The organism is Streptomyces sp. NPDC033165 (assembly GCF_055577965.1).
In genome coordinates this window covers 237955-249582 of the sequence record NZ_JBVIPK010000011.1, presented here as the reverse complement: position 1 = coordinate 249582, position 11628 = coordinate 237955, and the positions used below count along the sequence as shown (strand labels likewise).

The 11628-nt window shown below is 72.1% G+C and carries 11 protein-coding genes; 7 read left to right on the top strand and 4 right to left on the bottom strand.

Going from position 1 to position 11628, the window contains the following annotated elements; translation table 11 throughout:
- On the bottom strand, positions 1-1325 hold a 1325-nt coding region (locus ACZ5WC_RS24950; RefSeq protein WP_468542878.1), incomplete at its 3' end, for a heavy metal translocating P-type ATPase.
- Positions 1326-1429: 104 nt separating this feature from the next.
- Positions 1430-1744 carry a heavy-metal-associated domain-containing protein gene (locus ACZ5WC_RS24945; protein WP_468542877.1) on the bottom strand — a complete coding sequence of 105 codons (315 nt, stop codon included), beginning with the start codon at positions 1742-1744 and terminating at the stop codon, positions 1430-1432.
- 361 nt (positions 1745-2105) lie between these two features.
- Here ACZ5WC_RS24945 and ACZ5WC_RS24940 point away from each other — a divergent pair, with 361 nt between their 5' ends.
- A complete protein-coding gene (locus ACZ5WC_RS24940) occupies positions 2106-2894 on the top strand; it encodes a class I SAM-dependent methyltransferase (protein ID WP_468542876.1) in 789 nt (262 codons plus the stop codon).
- Between the two features lie 50 nt (positions 2895-2944).
- Here the strand turns inward: ACZ5WC_RS24940 and ACZ5WC_RS24935 are convergent, their stop codons facing one another.
- The gene (locus ACZ5WC_RS24935; protein WP_010064909.1) at positions 2945-3136 is read right to left on the bottom strand and encodes a helix-turn-helix transcriptional regulator; all 192 of its coding nucleotides are present in this window, start codon (positions 3134-3136) and stop codon (positions 2945-2947) included.
- 208 nt (positions 3137-3344) lie between these two features.
- Entirely contained in the window at positions 3345-4271 is a 927-nt protein-coding gene (locus ACZ5WC_RS24930; RefSeq protein WP_468542875.1) for a sugar phosphate isomerase/epimerase family protein, read from the bottom strand.
- 133 nt (positions 4272-4404) lie between these two features.
- Here ACZ5WC_RS24930 and iolC point away from each other — a divergent pair, with 133 nt between their 5' ends.
- The 6 genes from iolC to ACZ5WC_RS24900 all read left to right on the top strand — a co-directional run bounded on the left by iolC (position 4405) and on the right by ACZ5WC_RS24900 (position 11617).
- Positions 4405-5421, top strand: a complete 1017-nt coding sequence (gene iolC, locus ACZ5WC_RS24925) for a 5-dehydro-2-deoxygluconokinase (RefSeq protein WP_468542874.1) — start codon at positions 4405-4407, stop codon at positions 5419-5421.
- Positions 5418-6305: a Cgl0159 family (beta/alpha)8-fold protein gene (locus tag ACZ5WC_RS24920; protein WP_468542873.1), complete on the top strand. Its 888-nt coding sequence runs from the start codon at positions 5418-5420 to the stop codon at positions 6303-6305. The genes iolC and ACZ5WC_RS24920 overlap by 4 nt, the downstream gene beginning before the upstream one ends.
- Before the next feature lie 46 nt (positions 6306-6351).
- Complete coding sequence (gene iolB, locus ACZ5WC_RS24915) at positions 6352-7287, top strand: 5-deoxy-glucuronate isomerase (protein WP_468542872.1); 936 nt, start codon at positions 6352-6354, stop codon at positions 7285-7287.
- Positions 7284-9323 carry a 3D-(3,5/4)-trihydroxycyclohexane-1,2-dione acylhydrolase (decyclizing) gene (iolD, locus tag ACZ5WC_RS24910; RefSeq protein ID WP_468542871.1) on the top strand — a complete coding sequence of 680 codons (2040 nt, stop codon included), beginning with the start codon at positions 7284-7286 and terminating at the stop codon, positions 9321-9323. The genes iolB and iolD overlap by 4 nt, the downstream gene beginning before the upstream one ends.
- A gap of 47 nt (positions 9324-9370) precedes the next feature.
- Complete coding sequence (locus tag ACZ5WC_RS24905) at positions 9371-10873, top strand: CoA-acylating methylmalonate-semialdehyde dehydrogenase (protein ID WP_468542870.1); 1503 nt, start codon at positions 9371-9373, stop codon at positions 10871-10873.
- Between the two features lie 126 nt (positions 10874-10999).
- Positions 11000-11617 carry a DUF4291 domain-containing protein gene (locus tag ACZ5WC_RS24900; RefSeq protein ID WP_468542869.1) on the top strand — a complete coding sequence of 206 codons (618 nt, stop codon included), beginning with the start codon at positions 11000-11002 and terminating at the stop codon, positions 11615-11617.
- Positions 11618-11628: the final 11 nt, after the last annotated feature.

Below are 11628 nucleotides of genomic sequence, written 5' to 3'. Positions count from 1 at the left end.
ACCAGTTTCGCCATGCGGGCGAGCTGGGTGTCGGCCCCGACGCGGGTGGCCTCGACGACGAGCCGCCCGCCCGCGTTCAGCGTCGCACCGGTGACCGGATCGCCCACCGTGACGTCCACCGGCAGCGATTCGCCGGTGAGCATGGAGGCGTCGACGGCGGAGGAACCTTCGATCACGGTCCCGTCGGTGGCGATCTTCTCCCCGGGGCGTACGACGAAATGGTCGCCGACGACGAGCCCGCTCGCCGGAATGCGTACCTCCGTACCGCCCCTGAGGGCGCTGACGTCCTTGGCGCCCAGGTGCATCAACGCTCGCAGAGCAGCCCCGGACTTCCGCTTCGCGCGGGCCTCCAGCCAGCGGCCCAGCAGGATGAACGTGATGACTCCGGCTGCCACCTCCAGGTAGATCGCGGAGGTGGCGTCGGCGCGCGAGACGGTGAAGTCGAAGCCGTGCCGCATACCGGGCATCCCGGCGTCGCCGAGGAACAGGGCCCACAGCGACCAGCCGAACGCGGCGAGCGTGCCGAGCGAGACCAGCGTGTCCATGGTGGCCGCGCCGTGCTTGGCGTTGGTCCAGGCGGCCCGGTGGAAGGGCAGACCACCCCAGACGACGACGGGAGCGGCGAGGGTGAGGCTCAGCCACTGCCAGGAGTCGAACTGGAGGGCGGGGATCATGGCGAGCAGCACGACGGGGGCGGCGAGTGCGCCGGACACGACCAGGCGTTGTCTGAGGGAGGCCAGGGAGGCGTCCTGCTCGGCTTCGGCGGAAGGTGCGGCGGTGTCGGAACCGGTGCCGACGTGGGGCGGGAGGCCGGGGTCGGCACCCGAGCCTGTGTCTGGGCCCGTGTCCGAGTCCGGGCCCGCGCCTACGCCCGTGTCCGAGTCCGGGCCCGCGCCTACGCCCGTGTCCGAGTCCGGGCCCGCGCCTACGCCCGTGTCCGAGTCCGGGCCCGCGTCTGCGCCCGTGTCGCTGGTAGTGCGGGGGCCGGCCTCGGCGTCCGTCCGTGCGTCGCCCTTGGAGGCGTACGGCCCCGGGGTGGACGGGGTCGCTGCCGACGTCGGCGTTCCGCCCGGCGGCAGCGCGACGGGGCGGGCGGTGTAGCCGGTCTTCTCGACCGTCGCGACGAGATCCGCCAGGTCCAGTCCCTCCCCGTAGGTGACGCGGGCCTTCTCGGTCGCGTAATTCACCGTGGCGGTGACGCCGTCCATCCGGTTGAGCTTCTTCTCGACGCGGGCGGCGCACGAGGCGCAGGTCATCCCGCCGATCATGAACTCGGCCTCGGATGTGTCGGCGGCCGGGATACCGGCCGCTGCTGTGCTGGCCATGTCCGAACTCCTGGGTAACGCAGGTCGGGCCGTACCTCACCAGTATCGACTGGTGGGTCCGGCCCGACAGCCTGCGGGAGGTGCGGCTCCGGGGAGAGCGGCCTTCAGGCTGCCTGGCCGACGAGCTCGTACCCGGCCTCGTCGACGGCGGCGCGCACGGCCTCCTCGGCCAGTGGAGCCTTGGACTCCACCGTCACCCGGCCGGTGGAGGCGACGGCCTTGACCGAGGTCACGCCCGCGATCTCGGAGATCTCCTCCGACACGGCGCCTTCGCAGTGGCCGCAGGTCATGCCCTTGACCTGGTACACCGTGGTGACCGAGTCGGACGCGATCTGCACGTCGGCCGCGCCGTCGTGGCAGGACCCGGTGGGCGAGCAGCAGGAGCCGGTGGGCTGGGGGGTCTCGGTCTCGGCGGTCATGACGTTCTCCTCTTCGCGAACACGTTTCGGCGGCGTGGGGCGGGCTGCGGCAGCCCGCAGGGCTCCGGAAGCCCCACTGTCTCATACTATACCCCTAGGGGGTATCAACGCACCCCGGTGGCGCTCTGCGCCCGGTCGCGGGCGGAACCCGTTCGGAAAGAGTTCTCGGGTGGCCCGGAAATAGCCTCGGGAAGGGGGGTGTCGCGCCCGCCAGGCAGTGGGGCGGCGGGGGGTGCAGGTGGGTGTCAGTGCTGGCCCGGCACGGCGTGAGTCATCCGCTGGGGGAATCGGCAAGCACGCTGTGACCTGGGATTTCGCGAGGGGATGCGCGAGAATTTCCCCATCGGAAAAGGGGGCCCGGATGGACCGGAATGTACGCACGCCAGATGACGTCATGACGCTGTTGGACGGGCTGTTCGCACCGGAGGTCGACCGGTGGACGGCCGACGGATCGTCCTGGTGGGACGACTTCTACGCGGATCGTTCGAAGACGGTGCCGTTCTTCGTGGACAAGCCCGACGAGAGCCTTGACGGGTATCTCCGCCGGGGGCTGATCGCCCCGGGCCGCGCGCTCGAACTCGGCTGCGGTCCCGGCCGCAACGCGCTCCACCTGGCCGCGCTCGGGTTCGACGTCGACGCGGTCGACCTCTCCCCGGCGGCGATCGCCTGGGCAAGGGAGCGGGAGACAGGGCGGGCCGGGGCGAGGGCAGCGGGGCGGGCCGGGGAGGAGGCGGGGGCGGTCAGGTTCCACTGCGGTGACGCGTTCGACCTGACGGCGGCGGGGGCCGCCCTGTCCGGCCCGTACGACCTGATCTACGACTCCGGTTGCTTCCATCATCTGCCGCCCCACCGCCGTATCGGCTATCTCTCCCTCCTGGAACGCTGCCTCGCGCCCGGCGGGCACTTCGCGCTCACCTGCTTCGCGGCGGGAGAGGGCGGGATGGGGTCCGAGCTCCCGGACGCGGAGCTCTACCGGACAGGAGGTCTACAGGGCGGACTTGCCTATACGCCCGAGGCGCTGCGGAGCATCTTCGCCGATCTGGCGGAGGTCGAGCTGAGACGTATGCGCGACGAAGCGCCCGACTCCCCGCGCTTCGGGGAGCCGTTCCTCTGGGCGGCGCTGTTCCGCGCAGCCGCCGCCCAGAGGTAGCGGGGAGAGACGGGAAAGGGGGGGAGGAAGGGGGGCGGGGAGGCGGGGTGTCAGCGGCCCCGGTTGCGGGGGCGGGAGGCGACCCAGGCGCGGACGGTGTCTCCGTACCAGTACGGTTTGCCGTTCTTCACCTGGTCGGGCGGGGGCAGAAGCCCGTGCTTGCGATAGGAGCGGACGGTGTCCGGCTGGACCTGGATGTGTGCGGCAATGTCCTTGTAGGACCAGAGTGTTCTGTCCGTCATCAGTGACACCTCTCTGCACTTCTCTGCTCTGCCGCGCTCCGCAGTGGCGGCCGTTGGGAGGCCGTCAAGGGGGAGTCGCGGAGCGCAAGCCGACGATCACTCAGCCTGTGCTCGGTTCAACGCCCCTGGCCGACAGGCGGGGTGGGGCTGTTGATCGCCTGTGACGGAAAAGCCGCGTAACGGAGATATGTGTGACGTTCCGGGGACGTCAGAGGGCGGAGCCGGGCGATCCGCAGGAGCGGAGGAACTCGCGGGTGCGGCGTGCGATGGGGAACGGCTTGTCCGGGGGGCACGGGTACATGTCCTGCTCCACGATCGCGAACAGGTCGACGTCCAGGGCGCGCGCCGCGTCCAGGACCGGTTCCAGGGCGGGGACTCCGCCCGGTGGTTCGCACATCACCCCCCGGGCCACCGCCGGGCCGAACGGGACCTCCTCCGCCACCACGGCCGCCAGGATCTCCGGGTCGACCTGCTTGAGGTGGAGGTAGCCGATGCGCTCCCCGTAGGTCTCGATGAGCTTGACGCTGTCGCCGCCGCAGTAGGCGTAGTGCCCGGTGTCCAGGCAGAGCGAGACCAGGGAGGGGTCGGTGGCGTCGAGGAAGCGGTTGACGTTCTCCTCGCTGTCGATGTGTGTGTCGGCGTGCGGGTGGACGACGATCCGCAGCCCGTAGCGCTCCCGGACCTCCCGGCCCAGCCGCTCGGTCTGCGAGGTCAGATCGTGCCACTGCGCGGGGGTGAGCGTCCGGTCCTCCAGTACGTCGCCCGTCTTGTCGTCGCGCCAGAAGGAGGGGATGACGACCAGGTGTTCGGCACCCATGTCCCGGGTCAGTCCGGCGATGTCCGCGACATGCGCCCAGGTCCGCTCCCAGACGTCGGGGCCGTGGTGCAATCCGGTGAAGACGGTGCCGGCGGAGACGGTCAGCCCCCGGCTGCCGGTCTCGTCGGCCAGCCGGGCCGGGTCGGTGGGCAGATAGCCGTACGGGCCGAGTTCGATCCACGCGTACCCGGCCTCCGCGACCTCGTCGAGGAAGCGCGGCCACGGCACCTGTCGCGGGTCGTCGGGGAACCACACTCCCCAGGAGTCGGGTGCCGAGCCGATACGGATGCGGGCCGAAGAACGGGCGGAGGCGGTCATATCGCCCAGCCTCGGGGCCCGTACGGAAGAGTGTCAAGAGTTCGTCCGAATGTCCGGACAAAATATTGACAGGGTTCCCGGGAGGCGACTAGACCTGGGGTCAGCCGGCCACCGGTGGGTCGAAGGGATGCGCATGCCTGAGCCGTACGACGTGATCACCATGGGGCGGATCGGGGTGGACCTCTACCCGCTGGAGATCGGGGTGCCGCTCGCCCGGGTCGAGACGTTCGGCAAGTTCCTCGGCGGTTCCCCCACGAACGTGGCGGTGGCGGCGGCCCGGCTGGGGCGGCGGACGGCGGTCATCACCCGTACGGGGGAGGACGCCTTCGGGGAGTATCTCCACCAGGAGCTCAGGGAGTTCGGGGTGGACGACCGGTGGGTGACGGCGGTGGCGGACTATCCGACGCCGGTCACGTTCTGCGAGATCTTCCCGCCGGACGACTTCCCGCTCTACTTCTACCGGCAGCCCAAGGCGCCCGATCTTGAGATCCACGCGCCGGAACTCGACCTCGACGCGGTCCGCGGTGCCCGGATCTTCTGGATGACGGGCACCGGGCTCAGCGCCGAGCCCAGCCGTTCCGCGACGCTGGCCGCCCTCCGGGCCCGTGGCGCCGGCCGCCCGCCGGGCCCGCCGCACATCGCGACCGTGTTCGACCTCGACTGGCGGCCCATGTTCTGGGAGGACGGCGACGACAGTACGGAGGCGCCCGCGCGGTACCGGGAAGCGCTGGCCCACGCCACGGTCGCCGTCGGCAACGTCGACGAGTGCGCGATCGCGACCGGCGAGCGCGAACCGTACGCCGCCGCCCGCGCCCTGCTCGCGGCCGGGGTGGAGCTCGCCATCGTCAAACAGGGCCCCAAGGGCGTGCTCGCCGTCCACCGTGACGGCACGGCCGCCGATTGCCCGCCGCTGCCGGTGGACGTGGTCAACGGACTCGGCGCCGGGGACGCGTTCGGAGGCGCGCTCTGCCACGGGCTGCTCGCGGGGTGGCCGCTGGACCGCGTCGTGCGGTACGCCAACGCGGCCGGGGCCATCGTCGCCTCCCGCCTCGCCTGTTCGCCCGCGATGCCGTTCCCGTACGAGGTCGAACAGGCCCTCGCACGGGCGGCTTCCGGCCCCGAGGCCCCCGCCCCCGGAGCGGGCTCATGAGCGCTGCCGCCGCGTCCGTCTCCGAGCTCGTCCGGCTGCGGGCCGAGCGCCCCGAAGCGGTGGCCGAAGCCGCCGCGCGGCGGACGCGGCGTCCCCTGCTCCGTACCACCGGCGACCGGTTGGTGATCATCGCGGCCGACCACCCCGCACGCGGCGCGCTCGCCGTCGGGGACCGGGCCCTGGCCATGGCCAACCGGTTCGAGCTGCTGGAGCGGCTCTGCCTCGCCCTCTCCCGCCCCGGCGTCGACGGTGTCCTCGCCTCCGCCGACGTCCTGGACGACCTGCTCCTCCTCGGTGCCCTGGAGGACAAGGTCGTCATGGGCTCGATGAACCGGGGCGGGCTGGCCGGCGCGGCGTTCGAGCTCGACGACCGGTTCACCGGCCACCGCCCCGAGGACCTGGTCCGCCACGGGTTCGACGCGGGGAAGCTGCTGCTGCGCATCGACCACGACGACCCCGGTTCGCTGGACACCCTGCACACCGCCGCCCGGGCCATCGACGCCATGGCCGCGCACCGGCTGCCCGTCTTCGTCGAGCCGTTCCTCTGCCGCCGCGTCGACGGCCGCCTCCGCAACGACCTCGGGGCCGCCGCCGTGGCGACCTCCATCGCCATCGCGTCGGGCCTCGCCGGGACGTCCGCGTACACCTGGCTGAAGGTCCCCGTCACCGAGAACCCCGACGACATGGGCCGGGTCATGGAGGCCTCCACGCTGCCCGCCGTTCTGCTCGGCGGCGAGGTCGGCGGCGATCCGGAAGCCGCGTACGAGAAGTGGCGCACCGCGCTGCGGCTGCCCACCGTGCGGGGCCTCGTCGTCGGGCGCTCGTTGCTCTACCCGGTCGGCGGGGATGTGGCGCGTGCCGTCGACACCGCCGTATCGCTCTGACCGCCGTATTGCTCCAGACGGTTTCCGGACGGGTAGGGAGTCGGACATGACGACGCATCACCAGCACCAGCACCAGCACCAGCACCAGCACCAGCATCCGAACCGGCACCACCTGGTCTCCGGCAGCGCCGCGCACGGCCCGTACGCCCTCGATATCGATCCCGAGCGGGCCGGATGGGACCGGTCGAGCCTGCGGGTGCTGGAGCTGGGGCCCGGTGGAGTTCACACGCTTGTCACCGGCGGGAGCGAATGGATCGTCCTGCCGTTGACCGGCGGCTGTACGGTGCATACAGCAGGTGAGACTTTTGAACTGCTGGGCCGGGAAAGCGTGTTCAGCGGGGTTTCCGACTTCGCGTACGTACCCCGTGACGCCCAGGCACAGATCGCCTCCGGCGCTGGAGGCCGCTTCGCCCTGGCAGGAGCGAAGTGCGAGCGACGACTCCCCGCTCGCTACGGCCCCGCGCCGGAGGTACCCGTCGAGCTGCGCGGCTCCGGCACCTGCTCGCGCCAGGTGAACAACTTCGCCGCCGCCGACACCTTCGACTGCGACCGGCTGATCGCCGTGGAGGTCCTCACCCCCGGCGGCAACTGGTCCTCGTACCCGCCCCACAAGCACGACGAGCACGTCCCGGGCGAGGAGTGCGAGCTGGAGGAGATCTACTACTTCGAGGTCGAGGACGGCGGGCTCGGCTATCACCGGGTCTCCCCGTCGCGCGACGGCGGTACGGACGTCCTCGCCGAAGTCCGCAGCGGGGACGCCGTCCTCATCCCCGACGGCTGGCACGGCCCGTCCATCGCCCCGCCCGGCCGCACGCTGTACTACCTCAACGTGATGGCGGGGCCGGGGGCGGAGCGCGCCTGGCTGATCCGCGACCATCCCGACCACCGCTGGATCCGCGACACCTGGCGAGACGAACCGATCGACGCCAGACTCCCGCTGTACACGGCGCATCCGTCGCCCGGCCCGGAGGTAACGCCTTGAGCCCGACGAGTCCCGCGAGCCCGACGAATCCCACCGGCTCCGCGAGTCCCGCGAGCCCGACGAGTCCCGCGAACCGGCTCTGTCCCACCCGTCGTCTGACCACCGCTCAGGCCCTGGTCGCCTTCTTGGCCCGGCAGTACACCGAGCGCGACGGCCGCCGCCGGCGGCTCATCAGCGCCACCTGGGGCATCTTCGGCCACGGCAACGTCGCGGGCATCGGCCAGGCGCTCGTGGAAGCGGGCGGCGGCGGAAGCGGAGGCGGGACCGGGACCAGTACCAGGACCGGGATCGCGCACCGGATGCCGTACCTCCAGGGCCGCAACGAGCAGGCCATGGTGCACGCGGCCGTGGGGTACGCCCGTCAGTCCGGGCGGCTCTCGGCGCACGCGGTGACCACGTCCATCGGCCCGGGGGCCACCAACCTCGTCACCGGGGCCGCCCTCGCCACCATCAACCGCCTGCCCGTCCTGCTCCTCCCCGGCGACGCGTTCGCGACCCGGCCCGCCGACCCCGTACTCCAGCAGCTCGAAGTGCCGCACGCCGGAGACGTATCGGTCAACGACTGTCTGCGCCCCGTCTCGCGCTACTTCGACCGGATCACCCGGCCCGAGGCGCTGATCCCGGCCGCCCTCCAGGCGATGCGGGTCCTCGCCGACCCCGCCGAGACCGGGGCGGTCACGCTCGCGCTGCCGCAGGACGTCCAGGCGGAGGCGTACGACTGGCCGGAGGAGTTCTTCGCCGAGCGGGACTGGCACATCCGCAGGCCCGCTCCCGACGCGCTCGAACTGGAAGCGGCCGTTCGGGCGGTGCGCTCGGCCCGCCGCCCCCTGATCGTCGCGGGCGGCGGGGTCCGCCACAGCGCTGCCGAGGAGACGCTCGCCGCGTTCACCGCCGCGACCCGCATCCCGGTCGCCACCACGCAGGCGGGCAAGGGCGCACTGCGCCACGACCATCCGGCCGACGTCGGCGGCATCGGGCACACCGGCACCGCCACCGCCGACGAGCTGGCTCGCAGCGCCGACCTGGTGATCGGCATCGGCACCCGCTACACGGACTTCACCACCGCGTCCGGAACGCTCTTCGCGAACCCGGACGTACGTTTCCTCAACCTCAACATCACCGGCTTCGACGCCCACAAGCTGGCCGCCCTCCCGCTCGTCGCCGACGCCCGCACCGGTCTGGAGGCGCTCACAGCGGCACTCGCCGGACGGCGGTACCGGGTCGATCCGGCGTACGAGACGGAGTACACCGGAGCGAAGGAGGCGTGGGAGGAGCGGGTCGAGGCATCCTTCGCCACCCCGGACCCCTCCGCGCGCCCCACCCAGACCCAGGTCCTCGGTCTCCTCGACACGCTCGTCACCGAGGACGACATCCTGATCAACGCGGCGGGTTCCCTCCCCGGCGATCTGCACAAGCTCTGGCGGACCCGTTCCCGCGACCAGTACCACGTCGAGTACGGCTACTCCTGCATGGGCTACGAGATCCCGGCCGCGATCGGCGTCCTGCTCGCGACCGCCGCCCAGGCCCGCGCGGACCGGCCGGGCCGCCCCGTCTGGGCGCTCGTCGGCGACGGCACCTATCTGATGAACCCCACCGAGATCGTCACCGCCGTCCAGGAGGGACTGCCGCTGAAACTGCTGATCCTCCAGAACCACGGGTACGCCTCCATCGGTGGCCTCTCCGAGGCGGTCGGCGGCGAGCGCTTCGGTACGGCCTACCGCCACCGGGACGCCGACGGAGGCTTCACCGGCCCGCCCCTCCCCGTCGACCTCGCCGCCAACGCGGCCTCCCTCGGCATGCACGTGCTGCGCGCCACCACCATTGACGACCTGCGCAAAGCCCTCGCAGAGGCCCGCGACGCGGAGGGCCCCACTTGTGTCTACGTCGAGACCGAAACGCCCGACACAGTGTCGGGCCCCCCTCCGGCACAGGCGTGGTGGGATGTTCCGGTAGCCGAAACCGCGAGCCGCCCGGCGGCGGTCAGGGCTCGGGAGGAGTACGCCCGACAGGTCGCCGCCCGACGCCGCCACCTGTGAAACCACGCCTGCGCCTGCCTGAAGCCCGAAGCCTGAAGGAGTACGTCATGACGAAGACCGTCAACCACTGGATCGGCGGCAAGACAGTGGAGGGCACGTCGGGCCAGTACGGTCCCGTCACGGACCCGGCGACCGGCGCGGTCACCACACAGGTGGCCCTCGCCTCGGTGGAGGAGGTGGACGCGGCAGTGGCCGCGGCGACGGCCGCCTACGCGACCTGGGGCACGTCCTCCCTCGCCCAGCGCACCACGGTCCTCTTCCGCTACCGCGCGCTGCTGGACGCCCACCGCGACGACATCGCCGCGCTGATCACCGCCGAGCACGGCAAGGTGCACTCGGACGCGCTGGGCGAGGTCGCCCGCGGTCTGGAGATCGTCGAGCTGGCGTGCGGGATCACCACGCAGCTCAAGGGCGAGCTGTCCACCCAGGTCTCCAACCGGGTCGACGTCTCCTCCATCCGCCAGTCGCTGGGCGTCGTCGCGGGCATCACCCCGTTCAACTTCCCGGCCATGGTGCCGATGTGGATGTTCCCGCTGGCGATCGCGTGCGGCAACACGTTCGTGCTGAAGCCCAGCGAGAAGGACCCGTCGGCCGCCAACCTGCTGGCCGAGCTGGCCTCGGAGGCCGGCCTTCCGGACGGTGTGCTGAACGTCGTCCACGGGGACAAGGTCGCGGTGGACGCCCTCCTCGCCCACCCCGACGTGGCGGCGGTCTCCTTCGTCGGCTCCACCCCCATCGCCCGCTACATCCACGCCACCGCCTCCGCCAACGGCAAGCGCGTCCAGGCCCTCGGCGGCGCGAAGAACCACATGCTCGTCCTCCCGGACGCCGACCTGGACGCGGCCGCCGACGCGGCGGTATCGGCTGCGTACGGCTCCGCCGGTGAGCGCTGCATGGCGATCTCCGCCGTCGTCGCGGTCGGCGCGATCGGCGACGAGCTGGTCGCCAAGATCCGCGAGCGCGCCGAGAAGATCAAGATCGGCCCCGGCAACGACCCCACCTCCGAGATGGGCCCCCTGATCACCGCCGCCCACCGTGACAAGGTCGCCTCCTACGTCACGGGCGCGGCCGCCCAGGGCGCGGAGGTCGTCCTCGACGGCACGGGCCACACGGTCGAGGGCTTCGAGGACGGCCACTGGATCGGCCTGTCCCTCCTGGACAAGGTCTCCACCGACTCCGACGCGTACAAGGACGAGATCTTCGGCCCGGTGCTGTGCGTGCTCCGCGTGGACACGTACGAGGACGGCGTCGCCCTGATGAACGCCTCCCCCTTCGGCAACGGCACCGCGATCTTCACGCGTGACGGCGGCGCGGCCCGCCGCTTCCAGCTGGAGGTCGAGGCGGGCATGGTCGGCGTCAACGTCCCGATCCCGGTCCCGGTCGGCTACCACTCCTTCGGCGGCTGGAAGGACTCGCTCTTCGGCGACCACCACATCTACGGCAACGACGGCGTGCACTTCTACACCCGAGGCAAGGTCGTCACCACCCGCTGGCCCGACCCGGCCGACGCCCCGGCAGGCGTCGACCTGGGCTTCCCGCGCAACCACTGAGGGCCGCCCCGCTTCCCCCGGCCCCGGCCCCCGTCCGCGTTCGCCGCGGGCGGGGGCTTCGGGCGCGCCCGGCCGCCGGCGGAAATCCGGGTGCCCTGATGTGTACGCGTCCCTCATCCTGGGCGTATGAACACCCAGCCCCTCCCGCCCCGTTACGAGATCCGCGCCCGGCACACCGCCTCGACCGTCACCGTCTACCAGGCGTACTGGCCCGACATCGGGCTGCCCGCCGCGCGCGACGGGCGGTTCCCCGAAGCCTGGAAGCGGGACCGGATGACCTGGGTCAAGCCCAGCTTCCTGTGGATGATGTACCGCTGCGGCTGGGGCACCAAGGAGGGGCAGGAGGTCGTCCTCGCCGTCGAGATCGAGCGGGCCGGACTGGAGTGGGCCCTCGCGCACGCCGAACTCTCCCACTACGTACGCGATGTGCACCCCGACGAGAGGTCCTGGAAGCGGAGCCTGCGCACCGCCCCCGCCCGGGTCCAGTGGGACCCCGAGCGCGACCTCGACCTGAACCCGCTGCCGTACCGCTCCCTCCAGCTCGGTCTGAGCGGTGAGGCCGCCCGGCGCTACGCGGACGAGTGGACCGTGTCCGTCCGCGATGTGACCCCGCTCGCGCGCGAGGTGCACGCGGCGGTCCGGGCGGGTGAGCGGGAGCGGGCCGCCGCCCTGCTGCCGGTGGAGACCCCGCTCGACCTGGCCGCGCCACGCCCCGTGCGGCCCGCCGGGGACATCGCGGTGTGAGCGGTGCGACG